The sequence below is a fragment of the Myxococcus sp. AB036A genome, assembly GCF_006547355.1.
GTDB classification, from domain to species: domain Bacteria; phylum Myxococcota; class Myxococcia; order Myxococcales; family Myxococcaceae; genus Myxococcus; species Myxococcus virescens.
Genome location: NZ_VHLC01000006.1, coordinates 117,292 through 141,681, shown reverse-complemented (window position 1 = coordinate 141,681; position 24,390 = coordinate 117,292). Strand labels below are relative to the sequence as shown.

The window sequence follows — 24,390 nt, the reverse complement described above, 5'->3', positions numbered from 1 at the left end:
CGTTCTCCTCAAGGACGTCCTCCCATCGCCGTCCCCTCCGGTGGAAGCACGTGCAGTCCGTCCAGCGAGGGGAGGCCTTGTGCATCCATCATCACCCCGCCCACGTCCGGAGCGAAGCGCATTCCCAGCCCCTGCACGTACAGGGGGACCAGGGGCACGGACGCGGCCAGGGCCAGGGCCCGCTCACGCGCACGTGCGTCCCGCGCCGCGGAGGACGGAAGCACGCCGATGGCGGGCAGCTCCACGCCCAGCAAGTCCTTGCGCCCACCGGCATCCAGCACCACCGCCAGCGCAGGCCCGGGGATGGGGGGCAGCAGCAGCGCGTGCAGCATCAGCTCGAAGTCACCCTGGGCCCAGCGGGCGCGCAGGGCCGCGCGCGGGAGCGCCTCCAGCGCCACGGTGTAGCCGCGCTCGTGCAGCTTCACCTGGATGCGCTCCGCCACCGCGCGCTGGTCCTCCACCGATGCGTCGTAGCGCAGCGTCACCGTCCGCGCGGGGCGCGCCGACGGCGCGGACGGCCGGGGGCGCGCGGGCGCGTCCAGCATCACCGGCGGGAGCAGGTGCGGCATGGGCTGCGCGGGCGCCTGGACGAAGAGTCGGGTCAGGTCCTCGCGGTCGATGGCGCTCTCCACGGCCTGCCGGAAGTCCGGGGGCAGCCGCCGTGGGGAGAAGGCCAGGAAGGTGGCGTAGAGCGGCGCGCCAGCCGTGGTGTCCGTCTCCGACGCGACGCCCAGCTCCACCTGGACCTGCCGGGACGACCACAGCCGGGAGAGGCCGCGCTGGTCCGTGGCGGTGAGCAGCAACCGGTCCAGGTACGGGCGCCCCTGGGGCCAGGCCGTCTGCGCTTCCAGGGCCCCGCGTCCCGCGGCGGTGAAGGGGCCCAGCGCGTTGGGGGCGGCGGGCGGCGCCAGCGCCGGATGGCACAGCGCGCGCTCGAGGTCCGGCCAGGGGTAGGCCAGCGTCAGCTCCAGCGTGGCGCCCTGGGGCGTCACCTGCCGCGCCTCTCCGCGCAGCGGATGGAAGAGGGCCCGGTACGGTGATGCGCCGTCGTTGCTCGCCAGCCGCATCCATGCACGCGCGAGCGCGGTGGCGGACGCGGGGCCGGGCAGGGTGATGCGCAGGGACTGGGGCGTGGGGCGTGACACCTCCCGTGCGAGCGCGGGCTCGAAGCCGCCGTCCCGCGTGGCACGGCACACCGGTGGGGAAAGCAGCCCCAGCAGCGTTGCTTCCAGGGGCGTGTCGGCCAGCGCGGGCTCGGCCACTTCCGGCGGGCCGCCATGGGCGACGCGCAGCTCACCCCCGTAACGAGGGCGGCCGGCCGCCTGCGCGGACGCGGACGCGAGCAACGCGAGGCAGGCAAGGGTGGAGCGGAGTCTCATGGCGCCCCCTGGCGCAGGAGGAGCAGCTCGCTGGTGCCGTCCGGCTTCCAGAGGCCCACGATGACCTCGCGGCGCTTGTCGCCGTCCAGGCGGGCCGTCACCACGTACAGCGCGCGGCCCGTGGGCAGGGCGCCCTGCCACAGGGGTTCGTGCGTGCCGGGGTCGTCCCCGGAGGTGCCGTGCACGCGCAGCACATCGGGGGCGGGGGTGAGCTGAGTCGAGGTGGTGATGAGCTCCGGCACGCCGTCCCCATCCAGGTCTCCCAGCGCGCTGCCGGCGCCCAGGTTCGTCCAGCGCGCTGGTGCCGCGCCTGCGTGCGCGTAGAAGGCCGCGGTGCCATCCGGGTGGACGAACAGCATCCGCTGGGCATCCATGCTCGCGGTGGTGAAGGGCGCGGGCACCGTCAGCGCGCGGCCCTCCGCCAGCTTCAGGGTGGGCGCGAAGGCTGTCTGGCCCGGAACGAAAGTGCCTCGTTCGGTGGCGCCCAGCGGCGCCGTGTCCAGCGTCCCCACGGCGCGCAGGGTGGCGCGGGCCTTGTCCAGCGCCAGCAGCTCGCCGTGCGCATGGCGGGTGCTCCACGCGGCCAACCGGGGGGGCCCCGGCAGGAACGCCAACGCGCCAAAGGGCTCCCGGGTGGTGGCGCTTCCAACGGGCAAGGAGTCCAGCTCCTTGCGCGCGACGAGCCGTCCCTCCGCGTCGAAGACGGAGACGTCATGCTCCGTCAGGGCCACCACTTCATCCCGGCCATCCCCGTCCATGTCCCCGGCGGCGAGCGCCGCCAGGGGATGCTCCAGACGCGCCAGCGCCGCGCCCAGCAGACGGATGCCTTGAGGGCTCGTTTCCGGGGGCGACGTGGGCGAAGTGCCTCCGCCCTCCAACGCGAGCGCCAACACGGTCGGGTCCGCGGGCACCGTCTCCACCAGCGTGGCGGCGGGCTTGGGCGGCCGCGTGGGCGTGCGGCCGGACCAGAAGTTCACCCAGGTGCCAATCACATCACCTCGGGCGCGCAGTTCGCCGCCTTCGACGTTCAGCGAGAGTCGCACCAGCGTCCGGGCACCTTGCGCGCGCGCCAGCGTCTCGGCGGCGTCGGCCGTGGGCGCCTCCAGCACCACGGGCGACAGGCCCGCGGAGGAGAGCTGCGAGGCGAGCATCGTGCTCACCGCGCGGCGGAGCTCGGCCGAGCCGCCCGTGACATTCACCGCCACCGGCGACTCCACGCCACGCTGCGCGCGCACGGCCCCCGTCACCTGCCGGGCGAGCCGGGGAAGGGCGGCGGTGGTGTCGGACGCAGGCGCCGCCCGCGCCACGAGCGTGGCCAGCACGGGGGCGAGCAGCAGGGCTCGGGCAGGACTCACAGTCCCCGCCTGTTGCCTTCGTCGAGGAAGAACTGGTCGGTGGTCACCTGTCCCGGCGGCGGCGCCTCCGCGGTGGGCTGCGTGCCTTCGAGGAAGGGCTCCAGCCGGCCCGGGACGGAGTTGCCCGCCAGCAGTCCGCTGATGGGGTCGATGCGCACTTGCACGACGCCGGGGGGCACCTCGAACTCCCGCGTGGGCAGTCCTTCGTGGGCCACGCGCATGAACTGGAGCCAGATGGGCAGCGCGGCGCGGCCACCCGTCTCACTGCCGCCCAGCGGCGCGTTGTTGTCGAAGCCCACCCACGCGCTGGCCACCCAGTCCGCCGTGTAGCCGGAGAACCACGTGTCGCGGGACTGCTGCGTGGTGCCCGTCTTGCCAGCGGCGGGGCGCTCCAGCGCGAGCACGGCCCGGCCCGAACCGTCCTCCACCACGCTGCGCATCAGCGACGTGGTGAGGTAGGCCACCGCGGGCGGCAGCGTCTCCTCGAAGGCCGGCTGATGCTCCTCCAGCACCTTGCCGCGCGCGTCGCGCACGCGCAGCAGCATCAAGGGCTCCGCATAGCGGCCATTGGCCTGGAGCGTGGCGTAGGCGTTGGCGGCCTCCAGCATCGTGACTTCACCGGTGCCCAGGGCCAGCGTGAGGTTCTCCGGCAGCGGGGAGTGGATGCCAGCCCGGCGCGCGAAGTCGATGGTGGTGGCCGGGGTGAGCGCCTCGATGAGGCGCACGGACACCGTGTTCTTCGACTTGGTGAGCGCCTCGCGCAGCGTCATCGGCCCGTGGAACTGACGGTCGTAGTTCTGCGGCTTCCACGTCTTGCCCGTGTACGGGTCGCGGACGGCTTCGGGGGCGTCATTGACCTTGGACAGCGGCGTGTAGCGGCCACTGCCCATGGCGGCGGCGTAGAGGAACGGCTTGAAGGACGAGCCAGGCTGCCGCTTCGCCTGCGTGGCGCGGTTGAAGGAGGAGCGCTCCGCGTCGTAGCCGCCCACCAGCGCCACCACGTGCCGGTTCTCCGGACGGATGACCACCAGCCCGCCCTGCACCTCGGGAACCTGGTCCAGCGTCGCTTCCACGAAGGCTGGCGCGGGCGGTGCCTTGAGCACGCGCACGAAGACGAGCTGCCCCTCCGTGAAGACGTCGGAAATCTTCTTCGGCGCGCTCTTGCCCTTCTGCCGCGCCCAGGAGACGGCCGTGAAGGCCACCTCGGCGGTGCGGCCCACCAGGTCCACGCGCGCCACGTTGCGCTTGTCGTCCACCTGCATGACGTAGCCCGTGAGGCGCAGACCTTCCTCCATGGGCTTGAGGCGCACGGACTGCGCCAGGAGCTGGTCCGCGGAGAGGGGCGCCTCGTCCTCGGGCGACAGGTCCGGCCGCTGCTCCTCGGTGCCTTCCTCTTCCAGCGGGTCCAGGGGCGCGCCCGCGGTCTCGGGCGTCTTCGGCGCTTCCTTCTCCACCTTCGCCAGCGAGGACAGGTCCGCGACGTAGCCCTGGTCCTTCTGCCGGCGGCCCGCCTCCTCGATGCGCGTGGCGATGAGGGCCCGGTATCGCTCCCACTGGCCCTTCTCCAGCGCGCCACGGGGACCGCGGTAGCCCTGGCGCCGGTCCACCGCCTCCAGGCCGTCACGCACCGCCTGTTCCGCCGCGAGCTGGAGCTTGGGCACCATGGCGATGTCCACGCGCAGCCCGCCCTCCATCACCGCCTGCTCGCCGTAGCGCGCGATGAGCGTGCGGCGAATCTCCTCCGTGTAATACGGCCCCACCACCTTGCCCCGCCGGGGAGCCAGGACGATGGGCTTCTCCTTCTCCGCCTCCGCCACGTCCGCGGACACGAAGCCGTTGCGCGCCATCTGGTCCAGCACGTAGCGCTGACGCGACTTCGCCCGCGTGATGTTCGTCACCGGGTTGATGCGGTGCGGGAGCTGCACCGTGCCCGCGAGCACGGCGGCCTCGCCCACGTTCAAGTCCTTGGCGTGCTTGCCGAAGTAGAAGAGCGCCGCCTCCTCCATGCCGTAGCGGCGCTGCCCGTAGTAGGACTGGTTGATGTAGAGCGAGAGAATCTGGTCCTTGGTGAGCGCTTCCTCCACGCGCGGCGTGAGAATCCACTCGCGCGCCTTGCGGGTGAAGCTGCGCTCAGGGGACAGCAGCAGGTTCTTCACCACCTGCTGGGTGATGGTGGACGCGCCGGACTTGCGGCTGTTGGGGATGAGGTTCTTGATGGCCGCGCGGGTGATGCCGAAGAAGTCCAGGCCCTCGTGCTTGTAGAAGTCAGCGTCCTCGGCGGCCAGGAAGGCGTTGCGGACGTGGGGCGGCAGGTCCTCCACGCGAATCAACGTGCGTCGCTCGTGCGCGAACTCGGCGCAGAGCGTGCCGTCACCGCACGTCACCTTCGTCACCTGCGGCGGCTGGTAGTTGCGCAGCGCGTCCACGGAGGGCAGGTCCCGGCTGTAGTACGCGTAGCCGCCCGCCACGGTGATGGCGCCGAGCACCAGGCACACGAGGCCGGTGATGAGCAGCCGCTTCGTCCAGCGCCACAGCCGGGCACCGAACCCCGGTCGCGAAGGCGGCGCGGGGGGAGTGGGTGTGGAGGAATCGGGCGAAGAGGGCATCTGGGGAGCCGTGGTCATTGCGCTGGAAAGAAAGTCCGCAGGTTAGACCGGGGGACACCGAACGGGAACCGCTCTGGAGGCCCGCCCGGCGCAGGGCCTCCAGGCAGGAAGGCGCTACCGGGAAGCAGGCGCCTCTCCCTGGGTGTGGCGCGGCTGCTCACGCACCGTCCGGGCGACGCCCATGTCCGCGTGGGCCGTGCGGCGCATTCGGTCCGCGTTGACGCGGGCCTGGACGTAGCGCGGTGACAAGTGCATGGCGGCGGCATAGGCCGCCCGGGCCTCGTCCACCTGTCCGAGCCGCTCGTAGGCCACGCCCAGGTTGTTGTGCACATAGGCCACGTGCGGGAGCAGCTCCGCCGCCCGGACGAGCACGTCCGCGGCCTTCTGGGCTTCTCCGGCACGCAGGTAGGTGAGGCCCAGGTTGTTGAGGGCGTAGCCGTGCTCGGGGTGGAGGTGGACGGCCTGCTCGAAGCGCAGCATCGCTTTCGCCAGCGCCCCCTGCGCCAGGTGCGCGCGCCCGAGCACCTGATAGGCCTCCACGTACTCGGGATTGCGCAGCACGGCTTCCTCGCCCACGAACACCGCTTCGTCATGGCGGCCCAGGGACACCAGCAACCTCGCCTGACGCACCAAGGGGCGGGCATCCAGGGGAAGCAGGCGGCCGAGCTGGGCATGGGCACGCACGGCCAGGTCCGTCCGGCCCGTGAGCCCGGCGAGCTCCGCCGCCAGCGCCAAGGCGGCCACGTCGTCGGGGGCGTCATGAATCGCACGGCGGCACTCGGTGAGCGCGCCAGCGAGGTCGTCCCAGTCGCGCAACAGGTGGGCCCGGCTCAAGTGGTCCACGCGCCGCCCATGTCTGTGTGGCAACGCGAGCTCGGCGTCCGGCGCGATGTTCGAACCTTCCGACGCGGCTCCGGACGCGGCGCCGAGGTGCGCGACGCCGATGTCTCGACGCGGCGCGCGCTGCTCGAAATCCGGCGGGAACGCGGCGGCGTCACCCCGAGGACTGGCTGCATCCGGTGCCGCGGCGTCCGCGTTGGACGGGGACTGCTCCTCCGCGGCCAGCCACGCGCGCAGCGCCCGGGGCAGCGGCGCATCCGCCCACGCCAGGGCCAGTCCGAGCACCACGAGGCTTGCCAGCACCAGCGCGCGCCGCACGGAGGCCGGCGGGCGGAAGCGGGTGTGGGACGTGGGCTTCGTGGGGTTGCGGCGCATGGCGGCGGCCTCGACTGCTGGCGGAGCTCCCGGGACGGGGGCTCCGGGGTGCCGTGTGCCGGCCTCCCACCCGGCGTCATTGCGACTGGCGTGCCACGCATGCTCCCAGAGGGACGGAGGGGGCTGTGTGGCCCTGTGGCCACAGGGCCGGGGAAAAGCATGGCGGGGGGCGCGGGCGGCATGCGACGGTCCGCGCGATGAAGATCGCCACCTGGAACGTGAACTCGGTGCGGGCCCGTCAGGAACGGCTGCTCGCCTGGTTGAAGAAAGCCCAGCCGGATGTCCTCTGCCTGCAGGAGCTCAAGTGCGTGGACGACGACTTCCCCATGGAGGCCGTGCGGGAGTTGGGCTACCACGCCGCCGTCCACGGGCAGAAGACGTACAACGGCGTCGCCATCCTCGCGAAGGAGGAGCCGAAGGACGTCGTGAAGGGCCTGTCCGACGGCGTGGATGATTCGCATGCGCGCCTCATCGCGGCGACCGTGGGCGGCATCCGCGTGGTGAGCGCGTACGCGCCCAATGGCCAGTCGGTGGACTCGCCGCAGTACCAGTACAAGCTGGAGTGGTACGGCCGGCTGCGGCGCTACCTGGACACACGGCACAAGCCCGACGAGCCCCTGGTGCTGGGCGGGGACTGGAACGTGGCGCCCGAGGACATCGACACCTATGACCCGAAGTTGTGGGAAGGCCAGACGCTCTTCACGCTGAAGGAGCGGGATGCCCTCCAACGCCTGGGCGCCTTCGGCCTTTCGGATGCCTTCCGCAGGCTGCACCCTGGCGTTCAGAAGTTCACCTGGTGGGATTACCGCATGCTCGGCTTCCCGAAGAACCTGGGCCTGCGCATCGACCACCTCTACGTGACGGCGCCCGTGGCCGAGCGACTGACGGTCGTGGACGTGGACCGCGAGGAGCGCAAGGGCAAGCAGCCCTCGGACCACGCTCCCGTGTGGCTCGAGCTGCGCGACTGAAGTGGTACTCGCGAGCGGCCATGTCATCGCTGGCATGGCCGCTCTCCACGAGCACCGGGCACGCGGTGGGATTCGTGCGATGCTCCAGGACCGAAGGCCATGACGACGCCCCCGCCCGAATCGCTGCCGTTTCCCGACAGCCTTTGCCACCGCTGCGCCGCGCCACCTCGCTACGTCCAGTCGAGGACCACGACCTTCATCCTCTGCCCACTGCTGCCTCAGAAGTACCCGCCGCAGCCGGTCCGCGCGTGCGCGCTTTTCAAGCCGAAGCCGCCGGAGACGCCCCCGGTGTCCCGCTGACGTTGGTCTCGATATCCCAGGAATCCTGGGCCCATCCTGAATGCCGGGCGCCCCGACTTCCGGCAGGGTAGATTCCGCGCTGTGTCCGAGGAGAAAAACCGGAGTGCGCCACCCGAGGGGACCGATGCGACGTTGCTATCGCCGCACCCGCGTCCCGCCATCACCGACGTGACGGAGGGCGCGCTGTTCGCCGGGCGCTATGTCCTCGAGGAGTTGGCCGGGCGCGGTGGAATGGGCGCGGTGTACCGGGCGCGGGACACGCTGGTGGGCGACGTGGTGGCGTTGAAGCTGCTGGAGCTGGGCGCTTCGCCCGCGCCGGAGTGGCTGGAGCGCTTCCGCCGCGAGGTCCGTCTGGCCCGGCGCATCACCCATCGGCACGTGGCGCGGACCTTCGACCTGGGCGAGCACTCGGGCCGCCTCTACCTGACCATGGAGTACGTGGAGGGAGAGAGCCTTCAAACGTTGATGGAACGCGAGCACACGGTGCCTCCCGCGCGGGCGGCGCGGCTGGTCCTGGCGCTCTGTGAGGGCCTGGCGGCGGCGCATGCCGCGGGCGTCGTGCACCGGGACTTGAAGCCGGCCAACGTCCTGGTGGAGGCCCGTGGCCGCGTGGTGCTCACCGACTTCGGCATTGCCCGGGCATTGGCGGGCGAGGGGGCTTCGCGCACGCAGGGACTGGTGGGCACGCCCATGTACATGGCGCCCGAGCAACTGGAGAGTGGCGAGGTGGATGCCCGCGCCGACCTCTACGCCACGGGCCTGGTGCTCTACCAGTTGCTCACCGGAACGCCTCCGTTCGCCGGTGATTCGCCCATGGCCGTGGCCATGGCCCGTCTGAGGCAGCCGCCGCCGGATCCACGCCTGCTGGCGGCGGTGCCGGATGCGCTGGCGGAGTTGGTGCTCGCGTGCTTGTCGCGTGAGCCCTCCGGCCGGCCGCAGGACGCGGCCTGTGTGGCGGATGCGCTGAGGCAGTGGCTTGGTTCCGTCGGCGAGGCCATCGAGCCCGAACATGCCCATGGCGTGCACCTCGGGACGAGAGGACACGCGCTGGGTGGCGATAGCGTGTCCTCCGTGGTGGGAACCCACGGCTCGTCCACGCCAAGGTCCAGCGGCGCTTTCCAGGTTTCGGCTGCTACCCATGGCGCGTCCACGCCACGGCCCAGCGGTTTCGGTCATGACTCGATGTCCTCGGGCGGGCTGGTCGCTCGCACGCCGTTGCGCCCGGATGAGCAGTCGCTGGCGGTGCTGCCGCTGCGCTTCCTGGGCGCTTCGGACCAGGCGTTTCTGGGCGACGGGGTGACGGAGGCGCTCATCGACGTGCTGTCGAAGACGCGGGGGCTCCGGGTGCAGAGCAGCGGGGCCACGGAGCGTTTCCGGCAGGAGCGGGATCCTCGCGTCGCGGCGCGCGAGCTGGGAGTGGAGTTGCTGGTGGATGGGACGCTCCAGGCCGCGGGCAAGACGGTGCGCGTGACGCTCCGGGTGGTGGAGGGCGCGTCAGGCACGCAGTTGTGGAGCGGCCGTTTCGACGATGCGGATGACGACCCATTCCAGCTCCAGGACCGGCTGGGGCAGCGTCTGGCGGAAGCCCTCCGCGGCGAGCTGACCCTCCTGGCCTACCGCTCCACCGTGCCAGCGGAGGCCCTTGCCCTCTACCGGCAGGCCCTCTCCCGGATGCTCGCGCACTCGATGACGGGGGAGTTGAAGGACGAGGTCATCACGCCGCTCGAACAGCTTCACGACTCGGTGCCTGGCTTCCCGCACGCGGCGGCGCAGCATGCGGTGGCGACGCTTCGGGCGGGCTTCATCAGCTCCCTGGCGGACGAGGTCGACTGGGATGCCCTGGCGCGGACGAGCCTGGAACGGGCCCGCCAGGTGGCGCCGGAGCTCGTGGAGACGAAGCTGGCCCAGGCCATCCTGGCCACCCGCGAAGGCCGGTGGCGGGACGCGGTGGTGGCCTTGCGCACGGCGCTCGACACGGCTCCCACGTTCGCGCCCGCGCTCCAACTCCTCGGCAACCTCCAATGCGAGGCGGGGCGCGCGGACGAAGGCCTGCCGCGCCTGAAGCTGGCCTACGCACTGGAGCCGGGCATGGCCATCTGTCTGGTCGAGGTGGCGCGGTGCAGTGCGCTGCGTGGCGACGACGTGACCTACCAGTGGTGCATGGCGCGTCTGAACAGTCAGCCCCTGCTGGGCATGGCGGTCCTCATCCTCCGCATGCGGGTCGCGGCCTGGAGGGGCGACATGGACGATGTCCGCCAGTGCCGGGACGCGTTGAACGAAGACCCGAACCACATGGCCTCCTACGTGGCCACCTACTGCTCGGCGGCGCTGGGCGAGGTGTCGGTGGAGTCCGCGATGGCCACCCTGGACGGCATGCTCACCCGGCAGCAGGTGAACTCGCGCTTCACGTCGATGGTGTGTCAGCTCGCGGCGGAGCTGATGTGCATCCGGGGCGCGCCCGCCGAGGCGCTGCGTTATCTCCAGCAGGCGGCGAACCTCGCGCTCATCGACCTGGAGTGGATGGACCGCTGCCCGGCGCTGACGCCCCTGCGCGCGCAGCCCGGCTTCGCGGAGGCGCGGCGCAAGGTGCGCTCCCGCGTGGAAGCCATCTGGTCCGCATGACGCGCTCCTCGGCGCCTGTCCACGCATCCCCGTGACGGCGGGGAGCTGGACGTAGCGCGCGGGGGACACCCGCTACGCCAGCCGAGGCATGCGGCCGTGCTTGCACTCCACCAGGAACCCGTGGAGCGACTCCTCGGACCATTCGTGCAACAGCAGCCGGAAGCCCCCGCGCGTAACACCCGCATCGGCTTCACGCTGGCGGACACGTCGTCCCGCCAGGGGCCCCGATGCGTGTCTCGCGCCGGGGGAGGATGTGGCGCCGCGAGAGTATCAGTTCACCAATTTTACATGGAGTAGGGGTCTAAATTGATTTCAGCAATTTACATGGAGAGGTGATTGACCCTGAGCTTCGCGCTCGGGCACGCTTTGCGTCCATTCGCCAGCGTTGCTCGGAGGAAGCCCGTGTCTGTTCAAAGTCCAGGAGAGCCAATCCGGCCCACGGCAGAAATGCTGGATGGCGCGATTGGCGCGGCGGTTGCCGCACTGGAGCAGCTTCCCGTCGCGGAGATGCTGGCTTCCACGGGAGCGGGCGTTCATTCCGTGGACTCGCCGGCGGCGGCAACGCTGGTTCTTCTCGCGCTGGCCGAGAGCGAGGGGGCTGCGAATGCGCATGGGACGTCCTGCGTGCGGCGGCTGCTCTCCAGTCGCGCATCGACCGGCTTCTGGCGTTTCTCCCCGGATTCGGAACGGTCGGAAGCGGGGGAGTCGGCCCGCGCGCTGGTGGCGTTGAGGCAATGGAACATGCCGCTGGACCCACCCCCGGCGCTCGCTGCGCTCCTGTCGCGCGACGCAGCGCAGACATCGTCCGAGTCAGGGGCGGCGGCCAGCGAGGGCGTTCCTCCTGAAGCGGATGTCGCCACGACCACGGACCTCCTGCTCCTGGCGGCGCACGAAGGGCGGTCGCTACCGGGCCGCGCCGCGCTTGTTTCCGAGAAGGTTCGCACGCAGGGGCTTCTGGGCTGCGCACGCGGCGAGCCCGCGGTTTCGCCTTTCCTGCTGGGTTACCTGCTGACGCGCTGGGTTCGTCACGTGGGTGACCACTGGCAGCTCGCGGTCCCCCTTCGGGCAGAACTCATTTCGCTCTGGGAGAAGGGGGAGGTGCGCGGCGCGGTCAATGTCGCCCTCGCGATGAGCGCCCTGATGAACCTGGGGCGCCCCACGGACGTCAACCTCTTCGAGCGGACGTTGGATTCCATGGCGTCCCTGCTGCTGAGCGGGCAGAGCGGGGAGGGACTCTGGCCCGTGGCACCGCTGTACGAGGCCGAGGACGTCGTCTACGGCTCGCTCGAGGCATCGGCGGCGCTGTGTGTCGAAGCGCTCGTCCGGTACGTCCGAATCGCGCGCATCGCGGCGGACCGGACCGACAACTTCCTCCCGGGGGCGCTCCCGCCTCGGTCGGGCACCTGGAAGGAGACGTTGGCGGCCTTCGACAATGACTATCCGCCCGCGCTGTTTTCTCCCGAGTCGCGAGCCCGCCTGCTCGCGCTGGGCGAATGGCTGCCCGCGGCGCTGGAGGGCGATGGAGGCTTCGAGGTCCGGCTGCTGGAGGGGACGCCTCGGGTGGACTTCATCCTGGGAATCAAACACGACGGTCAGGCGCTGCTTGCTGGCAGGCATCCTCACTCAGAACTCCCAGCGCCCTTGTTCGCCGCTCCCGAGTGGCGGCGCATTCGCGACTTCGCGCGAGGATGGGCTGAGCCGGGTGGGCTGCTCGACCGGGAAGTCGACGCGTTCTGGCTGGAGTTCGACCTGGATGCGCCAGTGGCCTCGCCTCCGCTGCCCATCGTGTTCCTCTGCACACGGGACCAGCCTGTCGCCGTCAACGAAGAGCTCCACCGGCGGAAGTCGGATACCTACCGCGCGACGCTCCACGCGGGGCTTCCGCTCTTGCGTGGGGATGAGGCGCCGCTCACGCCAGAGCTTCAACGGGGAATGGATGTCTGCATCGAGGCGCTGCCTCCCGGTGCACACCTCTATGCGGCCTGCGTGATGATGTCGCGGCGCAGCAAGAACCTCCGCTTCACGCTCAAGAACGTGCCTCCCGAGAGCATGGTGTCGTACCTGGAAGCCGTGGCGTGGCCTGGAGACATCCAGCAGCTGCGGGACACCCTCGCGTGGGTCCTCCCGCTCGGCGTCAATCGCTTCATGCTCAACCTGGACCTGGCGCCGCAGCTGCTGCCGACGCTGGGGCTCGAGTGCTCGTTCCAGGGACGTGCGCAGCCCGCCGAGGAACCCCGGTGGCAACGCCTGCTCGACGAACTCGTGACGCGGGGGCTCTGCGCACCCTCCCGGCGTGACGCGCTGCTGGCGTGGCCGGGGCGCACGCAGGTCAACCTGCCCGCTGCCTCGGCCACGCGAGAGAGTGTCTTCGATAAGCGGCTCGCGCACGTCAAGCTGGGCTTGACGGGGGCCCCGGTGATTGAGGCCAAGGCCTATCTGGCCACACATCGCACGTCTGAGCTGCTCCGGCCGCGCTGAGTCGTCATCCCCGGGGCCTGGATTGACGCTCGGGGATACGAATTGATACGTTGAATTCTGAATATTCATAATGGGCAGGCTGTGCAGACTTTCATCGAGCACCTGGGCCACACTTCTTTTGTCATTCAGCGCGGTCCTCTGAGGGTTCTCATCGACCCGGTGCTGGTGCTGCGGGAGCTGGAGTTTCGGCAGCCTGCGTGTCCCGCGTGGTTCTTCGATGACCTGTCGTCGGTGGACGCGGTCTTCTTCTCCCACGCGCACGACGACCATCTCCATCCACCCAGCCTGTTGGGGCTTCGGGAAGACGTCGCCCTCTACTTCCTCGACAGGCCGAAGCCGGGCGCGGCGCCCGAGTCGAGCGCTCGCGCGATTCTCACGGCGCTGGGCTTTCGCAATCTCCATCCCTTCCTGGAGGGGGACGTCGTCGAGCTGACCCAGGACCTACGCATCCACATCCTGCCCGCGCAGTCTTCGGGGGAGGGCGAGGAGCAATGTGCCCTGCTGGTGGAGACGCCGGATGTGCTGGCGCTGGACGCGGTGGACGTGACGGATTCACCCCGGACGCGCGAAGCGCTGGAGCCTTTCCGGGGCCGGGTTGATGTCGCCTTCGTTCCCACGGGGGCCTCGGTCCAGTGGCAGGGCTTCTGGAATCAGATGGACTCCGTGGGCGCGCTCGCGTTCTGTGACTGGTTGAAGCCAGCGCGTATCGCGACGTGTGGGGGCACGCTGTCCATGGCGGGGCGGCCGCGGGAAGACCGCCTGGAGCGCTACCCGGTCGACCGGGCGCATTGGATGGCCGCCGCGGTGTCGCGCGCTCATGACTCGGCGCTCCTGCCCTGGAAGCCTCCGTATCGGCTCGTCTATGGCGAGCACGTCCTGGAGCGCTGCGCGCTGCTGCAGCCCGGCCGTCGTTTCGAACCGGCGCGGGGGCAGCGGCGTCCTCAGGCCCTGCTGACGACCTTCTTCACGGGATATCACCCGAGCAAACCCATTCAGCGTTGGGGCTGGGGAGACAACAACGACCTCGTGCGTTGGCTGGAGCCGTTCGAGGCCATCCGGGAAGTGGTGCGCGCATCCACCCGCGACCTGCGCTACTTGCTGGAGCGGTGCCAGATGTCCGTCAACAAGACCCCCGCGGCGGTCCTGGCGCCCCGGACGCTCCGCTACCTCGTGGAGGGGAAGGCCTTCGAGCTCGCGGCGAGGCTGGTCTCGCTCCTCCCGTCGAAGGTCTCGGAGCCCACGGACATGGATGCTGGCTACTTCGCCGCTGTCGAGGCCGCGCTCCTGTCTGAGCCGGCGCTCGAGGAGCCGCAGCGGGAGGACCTGGCGGCCTGCCTGTGGATGGACCGGGGCCTGTTCCACATTCAGTGCATGTCACGCCGGATGAAGGAGCTGGCCCGCCGTGACGAGCGCACCGAGGCGCTTCGCGCGAGCCTCGTGTCGGTCCTGCGTGACAGCCTCCTCCAGCGCCGCCCGGTGTTGGGGCCCTACCACCTGCGAGTCACGCGAGACCTGGCGCGGCTGGTGGACGCGCGCCCGCTGTCGCCGGAGACGTCCGAGGTCCTGTGTTACGCGAGCCCGGCGGGCGTCCGCTATCAGCCGCTGTCGACGCTCGAGGCGCTCCTGCTGGACCAGTGTGACGGACGCACGGTCGCCGAGATGGTCGGCGACGTGAGCGCGGCCCTCTCCCTGCCTCACGATGACGTCCGGTCGGCCATCTTCACGTTCCTGTCCCATCTGTCGCACGAGTCGCCGTTGGTGCTCGACTGGAGTCACTGATGCAATTCCAAGATGCATTCACGTTCCCGACGCCGTTGTCCCCCGAGACGGAAGCCTCGGCGCGTGAGCTGTTGCGTGCGCAGCAGATGGGGCAGCTCGACCTGCTCATGGGCTGGGTCCAGCAGCCGGAGCGGCTCGGGAAGTTGGGGGGATGTGCCGCGGAGCTCCAGTCCCTCCTCTCCGAGGCGTTCGAGCTCGTCGAGCGCGCGCCGGCGCGGGCGCGTGAGTTCCTGGAGCATTGGAGCACGACGGTGCTGCTCGGCCGCTTGCTGGGGCCCGCCGCCGTCGGGCCTGGCTTGATTCAATGCCTGATGGGCAACCTCGCGTCCCTGCTCATCGTCCAGCGGCTGCGGGGAGAGGTCACCCACGGCGAAGCCTTCTTCGTGACGCCGCGGACCCTCTACTGCCTGCCTCGGGGGGAGCGGCTCGACGTGCGCGGCCCCGGAGAGGGGCGCGTCGTTTGGCACTTCTCTGGCGCGGAGTGCCTGCTCTCCGCGGAGGGGCACGCCGGCTCCGGGGTGCGCATCCCGCTGCCGCTCACGGGCGATGCGGCCGTGAGCATCCAGCCGTTGCCCTGGTCCAAGACCTGGAACGTTCCGGTGCTGGACGACAGCGAGATGCTCGGCATCACCGGCCGGCGCGACCAGGCGGGCATCCCGGATGATGGGAGCACGGGCTCCTGGCGGCCCATGCCCCTGCTGCAAAGCACGGAGGAGGCCTTCCACATCCTGGGAGAGCTGTGGCCCGAAGTGCTCGACTGGGCCCGCGTGTTGCTCCCCGCGCTCGTCGACATGGGCGGCCCGGAGAACCGGAGCGTGCGTTGCTCGTCCTCGTATGGGGCTGGCACGCCTGTCTTCCTCACGCGCGTGGCCAACGGCCTGGAGCATGCGGAGGACCTGGTCCACGAGCTGCAACACGAGCGCATGTATCTGCTGCTCGACTCGCGCGCATTCGGACGGTGGGACGACTCACGTCCCGAGTTCGTCTCCGCCTACCGCACCGACCCTCGCCCCATCCGAGGCGTGCATCTGGGCCTGCACTCCTTCCTGGCGGTGAACCGGCTCCGGCTGCTGGCGCTGGACAGGCCCGAGTTCAAGCAGCGGGAGTGGCGCTTCCAACTGCTCAAGTCACACCGCTGCAACCTGCTCTCCTTCCGGACCCTCCTGGACTTCGAGCGTCCCACGCCCGAAGGGCGCGTGCTCCTCGCGCAGATGGCCCAGGCCCTGAGTGAGCAGCATCCGCTCATCGAGCGTGTCGCGGATGCGGACATGGACCAGGCCTTCGACGCCTGGATGAAGCAGCACTTCTCGCGGGTGGCCGCCAGCGGCCCCGTGGTGAATGACGCCGAGACATACATGGACTGGCGCGAGGCGGCAGTGCTCGCGGCCCGCTATTCCCAGCACGCCGGAGGTGCCGCATGAGGGTCCCAGGGTTGCGTTATCGCGACGAGTGGCTTCCCAACTTCTTCCCCGCGAAGCAGGTGGGCCCCGACCACTTCGTGCGGCTGTCCCGGACGGGCGCCATGCAGCTGCTGTCCGGCGCGGAGAATGCCCAGCTCGACGAAATCTCCATGGATGAGGCCCTGTTCGAGCGGCTCGAGCAGACCAGCCACCTCATCACCGCGCAGAACTCGTCGCGCGTGCTGGAGGACCTCAAGCGCTGGCATGACCGGACCTACGCGGGGCCGGGGCTCCATATCGTCGTGCTGTCCAAGCGGTGCAACCTCAACTGCACCTACTGCCACATGAACCCGGAGAACATCTCCGCGGACTCCAAGCGCTTCGACATGCAGCCCGACGTCGCGGATGCCATCATCCGCTTCGCGCTTGGTTCTCCGGCCCCCTTCCTGGGCTTCGAGTTCCAGGGCGGCGAGCCCTTCTTGAACTTCGAGGGCATGAAGTACTTCGTCGAGGAGGCCCGCCGGCAGAACGAATCCGTGGGCAAGCGGCTCCGCTTCTCCGTGGTGAGCAACCTCATGGTCGCCACCGACGAGCACATCGCGTACTGCAAGGAGAACCGCATCAACGTGTCGTATTCGTTGAACGGTCCCGAGGACATTCACGACTCATTCCGAGTCACGCGGAGCGGGGCGGGCAGCTTCCGCAAGGTCATGGAGCGGCTGACCCACTTCCGCGACCGATACCCCGGGGTGCTCAGCGCGTCGCCCCTGTGCGTGGTGGGGGCCTCCAACGCCAAGGAGCTGAAGCGCACCATCGACTTCTATCATGCGGAGGGCTTCAAGGACCTCGCCATCCTGAAGCTCAAGGCCCTGGGTAACGCCCGCAAGGAGAAGCTGCCCTTCGACATCAAGGACTTCCTCCACTACTACCTGGACGCGCTCGACTACATCTACGAGAAGAACCGCCAGGAGAACGAGAACTACTCCGAGCGCGTGGTCCGGGTCGTCCTGGCCAAGATTCTCCAGTCGACGGATACGGGCTTCGTGGACTGGCGCAACCCGGTCGGGGACTTCGGTTCGGCCATCACCTATGACCATGACGGCGAAATCCTGCCGTCGGACGAAGCCCGTTCGATGCGCTCCGAGTTCGGCTTGGGCAACGTGAAGGGGACGACCTATGATGCGCTCATCCGCAACAAGGCCACGTTCCGGTCCATGAACCTGTCGCTGCGGGATCGTGACCCGCAGTGCCGCGAGTGCGCCTTCAATCCCTACTGTGGCGTGCTGCCGGTGCTCGACTATGCCCGGACCGGGGACGCGACGCCGCGCCCCCATGCGTCCGAGGAATGCCTGCAGACGTTGGCGGTCGTGGAGTGGGTCCTGCGCAAGCTCGTGGAGGACCCCATCCCCCTGCTGCGGATGATGCCTGGAATGGACGCCGCCCTGGTGGAGATGGCCAACGGTCTGCCGACAGAGTCTTCCTCGCAGGCCATGCCGCCGATGCTGAGCGTGCAGAGCGGCTGAGGCCAGCCGGGGCTGGCGCCCTCGCCGCCGCTCAGGCGGGGCGCAGCCGCCCGGCGGCGAGGTCCGTGAGCGCGCCGAGGACTTCTTCCTCGGTGATGTCGTCCATGCTCCCGTTCCCGGTGGGCTCGCGGAAGGCCGGCGTGAAACGGAAGCCCCATTGCTGGGGGGAGGTCGTTCCGAACAGGCCCACCGAGGGGAGCCGGAAGAAGTCCGCCGCGTGCAGCATGCAGGAGTCGATGCCGAGGAAGCCATCACAGGCGCCGAGCAGCGCCATGGCGACATCGAGTGGGGCGCCTGCGACGGACAGCACGCGGCCTTCATGGACCATGGGCGCCAGCTCCGTGGCGTTGTAGTCCACGTTGAGCACGAGCCATTCGGGGTGGGCTGCCAGGAAGGCATCCAGCACGGCGCGGTAGCGGGCGACGGGCCACTGTTTCCGGGAGCCGGTCTCCGTATGGAGCGCGAGCACCTTGGCCCCATCGGGGACGCTGTCACGAAAGTGCCTGGCGGCCTCGGTGGCCTCGGCCGTCAGCACGGGGGCCTGGGCGAAATCCTCCAGCCGCAGGGTGGGATCCACCTGCTGGGCCAGCGAGAAGAGCCGGTCCGCGGAATGCTGGGATTCTTCACTCCGGACCCACTGCTTGTAACGGCGATACAGGCCGACCGTCTCGGTGGCCGCCGGAAACCCCTCGAGCAGCTCGGAGACACCCGTCGCGTGCCAGGTGTTGAAACAGACAAACAAGTCGCAGGCCCCCACCGCCTGCCGGAGCATCTCGGCGTCGATGCTTCGCTCCGTGCCTTGCGTGGTCGCGCGGACCTCGTGAATCTTCATGAGCCCGAGCTCTTGATAGAAGAACAGGCTTGAATCACCTGGCGCACCCACCAGTCTGATTCGACCCGGGTACAGCTGACTCAGGGCTCGCAGGGCGGGCAGGGCGAGGAGCCGGTCCCCAATCCCATTCAGGTGAAATACGACGGGGGCCTGGGCAGAACGAAGTTTCTGCTGCATGGAGGGGGCAATCCTTGCGTCAAGACATCCTGCTCCCCGGCGTGCCGGGTGGGGTCACCGGGGCGCAGGGGCCTGCTAGAACCAGCCGTCAGACGTGTGGTTGGAGTGCTCCCACGGATAATCGACGGGGGCGACCGCGCGCGCGGAGATCTGGGCGAAGTCACCGCGACCCAGGATGATGCTCAGCTGGCTGCGGAGCGCGTCCACCTTCGCGGGATCCAGCTGCTTGTACGTCACCACCTCGGGCTTCAGAACGACGTTGCTCTCAACCATGAGGGACTCCTGGGGAGGTGAATCAAACCACACGCGCAGCACGAGCTTGCCGCCGGAGGCGCCGGTCTCCAATCCCATCCAGGTGGAACACTGCCGGGGCTTGGAGCGAGTGATGCTCCTGCGGCGGGGAGAGGGCAATCCTTGCGTCAAGGCAACCTGCTCCCCGGCGCCCAGGGATGAGCGCCGGGGAGCAGAGACCTGCTAGAACCAGCCGTCAGACGTGTGGCTGGTGTGATCCTGCGGCTCCTTGACGACCGCACGCGCGGACATCATGGGGAACTCGCCACGACCGAGGATCATGCTCAGCTGGCCGCGGAGCGCGTCCACCTTCGCGGGATCCAGCTGCTTGAACGTCACCACCTCGGGCTTCAGAACGATGTTGCTCTCAACCATGAGGAACTCCTGGGGAGGTGAATCAAAACACACGCGCGGCACGAACTTGTCGCCGAACGTGCCGAGTCTGACGCCAGTGGATGCTCGCAGCTCGGATCCCCAAGGGTATGGCGTACCTCGAACGAATGTCCAGGCGTAGACGTGTTTTCGATGAAATAAATGCTACACGGGAGATTCGGCGCGTTTGACCCGGGTACGGCTGACTCAGGGCTCGCGGGTTGGGAAGGGCGAGGAGCCGGTCTCCAATCCCATCCAGGTGGAACACCACCGGGGCTCGGAGCGAGTGATGCTCCTGCGGCGGGAAGGGGGCAATCCTTGCGTCAAGACAACCTGCTCCCCGGTGCCCAGGGATGAGCGCCGGGGAGCAGAGACCTGCTAGAACCAGCCGTCAGACGTGTGGCTGGTGTGATCCTGCGGCTCCTTGACGACGACGGCGCCCGCGCGAGCGGAGAGCGTGGGGAACTCGCCACGGCCCAGGATCATGCTCAGCTGGCCGCGGAGCGCGTCCACCTTCGCGGGATCCAGCTGCTTGAACGTCACCACCTCGGGCTTCAGAACGATGTTGCTCTCAACCATGAGGAACTCCTGGGGAGGTGAATCAAACCACACGCGCGGCACGAACTTGTCGCCGAACGTGCCGAGCCTGACGCCAGTTGATGCATTCAGCTCGGATCTCGAAGAGTACGGTGAAGCCCGAGCGAATGTCCAGGCTTAGACATGTTTTTGATGAAATGTCTGCCAGCTTTGAAAATTCGCGGACTTGGGTGTTCTCGGGCGCCGGGCCTGGGCCTTTGTGGTGATGCGCATCGCCGCGGTGCACGCCGCATGGCATGCTCTTGCGCGAGAGGGTCATGGATACAATTCGTCAGGACATCCGGTTTGGCGCCAGGTTGTTGCTCAAGAGTCCGACGTTCACCCTGGTCGCGATGATGACGCTGGCGCTGGGGATTGGCGCGAGCACGGCGATATTCAGCGTGGTCAACTCCATCTGGCTGCAGCCCATGCGTTTCCCGCATGAGGAGCGTCTGGTGATGGTGTGGGACTCGCTTCCCAAGGCGGGTGTCGAGCGGAGCGAGACATCCCTGGCGACGCTGGAGGACTGGACCGCGCAGGCGGGGGTCTTCGAGCACGTGGCGGGGATTGTTCCGCGAAGCTTGAACATGGGCGGCGCGCTGGAGCCGGAGCGGCTCCAGGCGTTTCGGGTGGGCGCCGCGCTGTTCCCCGCGCTGGAGGCGAGGCCCTCGCTGGGCAGGGCGTTCTCCGCGGAAGAAGACCGCGTGGGTGGCGAGGCGGTGGTGGTGCTGTCGGACGCGTTGTGGCGGCGCCGGTTTGGTGGCGCGCCCTCCGTGTTGGGTGAGTCCGTCACGCTGGATGGTGAGCCCTACACGGTCGTGGGCGTGATGCCGAAGAGCTTCGACTTCCCGCCTGGCGCCGAAGCCTGGGTGCCGCTCGCGCCGACGCAGGCGGAGCTGGATGCGCGCGGGGACCGGAAGGTGCGGGTGGTGGGCCGCCTCAAGCCTGGCTTCTCCGTGTCGATGGCGGAGGACGCCCTGCGGGTCCTCGCGGGGCAACTGGCGGAGCGGTACCCCGACACGGATTCGGAGCGCACCGTGCGGCTGACGTCCGTGCGCGAGGCCTACCTGGGGCCCTTGAGGCCGCTGCTCATCACCCTGGCGGGCGCGGTGGGCTTCGTGTTGCTCATCGGGTGCGCGAACGTCGCGAGCCTGCTGCTGGCGCGCGCGGCGGCCCGGCGGCGGGAGCTGGCCATTCGTGGGGCGCTGGGGGCGAGCCCCACGCGCCTGATGGTCCAGGCCCTGACCGAGAGCGTCTTGCTGTCGCTCCTGGGCGGGGGATTGGGAATCCTGGGCGCGCTGTGGGGCACGCACATGATTGCCACCATGCTGCCGCCTGGATTGGCGGAGCGCCTGCCAGGGTGGCAATCCATCCAGGTGGATGGAGGGGCGCTGCTGTTCTGTGTCGGGCTGTCCGCCATCACCGGGGTGCTGTTTGGTCTGGCGCCCGCGTTCCAGATGTCGCGACAGAACCCGCTGGAGGCGATGCGGGAGGGGGCGGGCGCCACGGCGGGGCGAAAGCGCATCCGCTCGGCCCTGGTGACGGCGGAGGTGGCCCTGGCCTTGATGCTGGTCGTCGGCGCGAGCCTGATGCTTCGAAGCCTCTACCAGCTCCAGGGGACCTCACCCGGCTTCGCCGCCGAACGCGTGTTCTACTTCGACGTCACGCTGCCGGAGACCAAGTATCCGACGGACGCCGAGCGGGTGCGCTTCTTCCATGCGCTGCAGGAGCGGTTGTCCTCCATGCCGGGAGCCCAGGCCGTCTCGGCGGCGAGCCTGCCGCCCATCAGCCGTCGCAGTCAGAGCTCGAACATCTATCCAGATGGGCAGCCGAAGCCGCTGCCCGGGCAGCTTCCCGAGGCCAGTCAGCGCGTCATCTCCCCGGGCTATTTCCGGACCATGGGCATCCCCTTGCACGAGGGGCGCGATTTCAACGCGTTGGACGTGGAGGACTCGCCCCGGGTCGCGATGATCAACTCGGCCCTGGCGCGGCGCTTCTGGCCCGGAGAGTCGCCGCTGGGCAAGCGCTTCTTCACGGGCGGCACCGAGCCGTGGGAGGTCATTGGCGTGGTGGGGGACGTCCGGACGCTGTGGCGCGGGCAGGTGCGTTCATCCGTGCCGGAGTTCTACCTGCCGCTGGCGCAGGCCCCACGTGACGCGATGGTGATGATGGTGACCGTGGGAGGGACGGGAGCGGCGGCGTCGTCGCTGGCGCTGTCCGTGCGTGAGGGAATGGCGTCGTTGGACCCCGAGCAACCACCGCCGTCGCCGCGGCCTTTGGAGGAGCTCATCGCGGAGTCGTTCGGCTCCAGGCACCTGTTGGCCGCGCTGCTGGGGTTCTTCGCGTGCGTGGCGCTGCTGCTGGCCGCCGGGGGCGTCTACGGCATCATGGCCTACTCCGTCACCCAGCGGCGGACGGAGATTGGCGTGCGCATGGCGCTGGGCGCGCGGGAGGGGAGCATCTTCTGGTTGATATTGAGCCAGGCGCTGCGGCTCGCCGGGCTGGGGGTCATCATCGGCTCCGTGCTGGCGCTGGTCCTGGCGCGGGGCCTGTCGAAGTTGCTCTTCGAGGTCAGCCCCGCGGACCCGCTCGTCTTCCTCGGGACGGCTTGCGTGCTGCTCTTCGTGGCGCTGGTGGCGGGCTACGTGCCCGCCTGGCGCGCCGCGCGCGTCCCACCCAGCATGGCCATGCGCGAGGAGTGAGGGCTCAGGCGGCGATGAACTGCCGTTCCACGAGGCGCTTGTAGAGGCCGTCCTGGGTGATGAGCGCCTCGTGGTTTCCGTGCTGGACGACGCGGCCCTGGTCCAGCACGAAGATGCGGTCGACGCCCGCCACGGTGGACAGGCGGTGGGCGATGATGAGGGTGGTGCGGCCCACCATGAGCCGGTCCAGCGCCTCCTTGACCAGGTGCTCGCTTTCGGAGTCCAGCGCGCTGGTGGCTTCGTCCAGGATGAGCAGCCGCGGATCCTTGAGGACCGCGCGGGCAATGGCGACGCGCTGCTTCTGCCCTCCGGAGAGCTGGATGCCCCGCTCGCCGACGCGCGTGCGGTAGCCTTCTGGAAACCGGCTCACGAAGTCGTGGGCATTGGCGACGCGGGCCGCGGCTTCCACTTCCGCATCGGTGGCGTCGGTGCGTCCGTAGCGGATGTTGTCGGCGATGCTGCCTGAGAAGAGCGTGGGCTCCTGCGACACGATGCCGATGTTCTGGCGGAGCCAGCGGACGTCGAGCGTTCGCAGGTCCGTCCCATCGACGAGGATGGTCCCCCGCTCCGGATCGTAGAAGCGCATCAACATCGAGGCGACAGTCGACTTGCCCGCGCCCGAGTGTCCCACCAGCGCCACGACTTCACCTGGGGCGACATCCAGGTCCAGGCCTTGGAGGACGGGCACGTCGCGGCGCGTGGGGTAGCTGAAGCTGACGTCGCGGAAGCGCAGGTGGCCTTCCATGTTCGCGGGCCGCTCGCCGCCGCTGACGGCGATGGCGGGCGTACGGTCGATGAGCTCGAAGACGCGCTCGGTGGCGCCTCCGGCCTTCATGAACTCCGCCCACAGCTCGCTCAGGGCGCCGACGGCCATGACGACCATCAGCGTGTACATCAGGAAGGAGGTCAGTCCACCCACCGTGATGTCGCCCGAAACGACCATGTGCGTGCCGTACCAGAAGACGAGCAGGGTCGAAGCCAGGCCGGTGAAGCCCGTTCCTCCCATGAAGAAGCCCGAGGAGACGATTCTCGTGCGCGCCAGCGCCAGGGCCTTGCCGATGGCACGGCCATAGCTCCGGCGCTCCGCGTCTTCGGCGACGAAGGCCTGGACGGTCTGAATGCCGTAGAGGGACTCGGCGGCGACTTCATTGGCTTCGGCCACCGCGGCCTGGGCGTCTCGCGCGAGCTGCCGGGCCTTGCGGCCGTAGAACAGCGCCCCCAGCGTCACGGGGGGGACGACCGCCAGCATGACGAGCGTCAACCGGGGCGAGGTGTAGAGCAGCAGCGCCAGCCCTCCAATCAACGTGGTCGCGTTGCGGAGCATGATGGCGATGTGCGTGCTGACGGCGCCCTGGATGAGGGCGGTGTCCGTGGACAGCCGGCTGGTGAGGCCGCCTGTGCGGTGCTGGTCGAAGAACGCGATCTCCTGCTCCAGCAAGCTGCGATACAGCCGCTCCCGCAGGTCACTGACAATGCGCTCACCCGCGATGTTGAAGAAGGCGAAGCGCAGTCCGATGGCCACTGACTGGATGAAACACACCCCCAGCATCCACAGGGTGGTGTCGTTCACCATGTCGAGCGTGGCGGTGGTCAATGCTTCGTCGAGGATGACCCGGATGGCCTGTGGGAAGAGCAGGCCTCCCGCGCTCCCGATGAAGAGGAAGCACGTGCCGAGCAAGAGCAGCCTCCACTCGGGACGAGCCAGTGCCAGGACGCGACGAAGGGATGCGTGGCTCAGCGGCGGATTCTGAATCAAGCCCATTGCACGCAGGCTAGTCCAGATGCCGGCAAAGTTGTAATCCCGACAAAACTGGT

17 protein-coding genes are annotated in these 24,390 nt (G+C 69.3%); 8 read left to right on the top strand and 9 right to left on the bottom strand.

All coding sequences use genetic code 11. From position 1 onward, the window contains the following. Positions 1-8: 8 nt before the first annotated feature. The 4 genes from FL344_RS04425 to FL344_RS04405 all read right to left on the bottom strand — a co-directional run bounded on the left by FL344_RS04425 (position 9) and on the right by FL344_RS04405 (position 6,555). Positions 9-1,379, bottom strand: a complete 1,371-nt coding sequence (locus FL344_RS04425) for a peptide ABC transporter substrate-binding protein (protein WP_141617633.1) — start codon at positions 1,377-1,379, stop codon at positions 9-11. Continuing rightward, entirely contained in the window at positions 1,376-2,734 is a 1,359-nt protein-coding gene (locus FL344_RS04420; RefSeq protein ID WP_141617632.1) for a VCBS repeat-containing protein, read from the bottom strand. The genes FL344_RS04425 and FL344_RS04420 overlap by 4 nt, the downstream gene beginning before the upstream one ends. Continuing rightward, positions 2,731-5,358 (bottom strand): penicillin-binding protein 1A, encoded by a 2,628-nt coding sequence (locus tag FL344_RS04415; protein ID WP_228564778.1) that lies wholly within the window; start codon positions 5,356-5,358, stop codon positions 2,731-2,733. The genes FL344_RS04420 and FL344_RS04415 overlap by 4 nt, the downstream gene beginning before the upstream one ends. A gap of 96 nt (positions 5,359-5,454) precedes the next feature. After that, a complete protein-coding gene (locus tag FL344_RS04405) occupies positions 5,455-6,555 on the bottom strand; it encodes a tetratricopeptide repeat protein (RefSeq protein ID WP_141617630.1) in 1,101 nt (366 codons plus the stop codon). A 197-nt stretch (positions 6,556-6,752) separates the two neighbouring features. On the opposite strand from FL344_RS04405, the gene xth reads away from it, so the two are divergent. The 7 genes from xth to FL344_RS04370 all read left to right on the top strand — a co-directional run bounded on the left by xth (position 6,753) and on the right by FL344_RS04370 (position 17,625). Continuing rightward, positions 6,753-7,523 carry an exodeoxyribonuclease III gene (xth, locus tag FL344_RS04400; protein ID WP_011555149.1) on the top strand — a complete coding sequence of 257 codons (771 nt, stop codon included), beginning with the start codon at positions 6,753-6,755 and terminating at the stop codon, positions 7,521-7,523. A 99-nt stretch (positions 7,524-7,622) separates the two neighbouring features. Next, positions 7,623-7,823, top strand: a complete 201-nt coding sequence (locus tag FL344_RS04395; protein ID WP_011555148.1) for a hypothetical protein — start codon at positions 7,623-7,625, stop codon at positions 7,821-7,823. 81 nt (positions 7,824-7,904) lie between these two features. After that, positions 7,905-10,445: a serine/threonine-protein kinase gene (locus FL344_RS04390; RefSeq protein WP_141617629.1), complete on the top strand. Its 2,541-nt coding sequence runs from the start codon at positions 7,905-7,907 to the stop codon at positions 10,443-10,445. Between the two features lie 447 nt (positions 10,446-10,892). Continuing rightward, entirely contained in the window at positions 10,893-12,923 is a 2,031-nt protein-coding gene (locus FL344_RS04385) for a hypothetical protein (protein WP_228564777.1), read from the top strand. A gap of 81 nt (positions 12,924-13,004) precedes the next feature. After that, complete coding sequence (locus FL344_RS04380; RefSeq protein WP_141617627.1) at positions 13,005-14,702, top strand: MBL fold metallo-hydrolase; 1,698 nt, start codon at positions 13,005-13,007, stop codon at positions 14,700-14,702. Next, a complete protein-coding gene (locus FL344_RS04375; protein ID WP_141617626.1) occupies positions 14,702-16,123 on the top strand; it encodes an HEXXH motif-containing putative peptide modification protein in 1,422 nt (473 codons plus the stop codon). The genes FL344_RS04380 and FL344_RS04375 overlap by 1 nt, the downstream gene beginning before the upstream one ends. Next, a complete protein-coding gene (locus tag FL344_RS04370) occupies positions 16,120-17,625 on the top strand; it encodes a radical SAM protein (RefSeq protein ID WP_141617625.1) in 1,506 nt (501 codons plus the stop codon). Before FL344_RS04375 ends, FL344_RS04370 begins: the two co-directional genes overlap by 4 nt. 31 nt (positions 17,626-17,656) lie before the next feature. On the opposite strand, the gene FL344_RS04365 is transcribed toward FL344_RS04370, so the two are convergent. The 4 genes from FL344_RS04365 to FL344_RS04350 all read right to left on the bottom strand — a co-directional run bounded on the left by FL344_RS04365 (position 17,657) and on the right by FL344_RS04350 (position 19,876). Continuing rightward, a complete protein-coding gene (locus tag FL344_RS04365) occupies positions 17,657-18,457 on the bottom strand; it encodes a glycosyltransferase family 9 protein (protein ID WP_228564776.1) in 801 nt (266 codons plus the stop codon). Between the two features lie 252 nt (positions 18,458-18,709). Continuing rightward, positions 18,710-18,985, bottom strand: a complete 276-nt coding sequence (locus tag FL344_RS04360; protein ID WP_228564775.1) for a hypothetical protein — start codon at positions 18,983-18,985, stop codon at positions 18,710-18,712. Between the two features lie 123 nt (positions 18,986-19,108). Further along, on the bottom strand, positions 19,109-19,300 hold the full coding sequence (locus FL344_RS04355; protein ID WP_216612286.1) for a hypothetical protein: 192 nt from the start codon (positions 19,298-19,300) through the stop codon (positions 19,109-19,111). A 375-nt stretch (positions 19,301-19,675) separates the two neighbouring features. Continuing rightward, a complete protein-coding gene (locus FL344_RS04350) occupies positions 19,676-19,876 on the bottom strand; it encodes a hypothetical protein (RefSeq protein WP_216619703.1) in 201 nt (66 codons plus the stop codon). A gap of 275 nt (positions 19,877-20,151) precedes the next feature. Here FL344_RS04350 and FL344_RS04345 point away from each other — a divergent pair, with 275 nt between their 5' ends. Beyond that, positions 20,152-22,575, top strand: a complete 2,424-nt coding sequence (locus tag FL344_RS04345; protein WP_141617623.1) for an ABC transporter permease — start codon at positions 20,152-20,154, stop codon at positions 22,573-22,575. 4 nt (positions 22,576-22,579) lie between these two features. On the opposite strand, the gene FL344_RS04340 is transcribed toward FL344_RS04345, so the two are convergent. Beyond that, positions 22,580-24,337 (bottom strand): ABC transporter ATP-binding protein, encoded by a 1,758-nt coding sequence (locus tag FL344_RS04340; protein ID WP_141617622.1) that lies wholly within the window; start codon positions 24,335-24,337, stop codon positions 22,580-22,582. Positions 24,338-24,390: the final 53 nt, after the last annotated feature.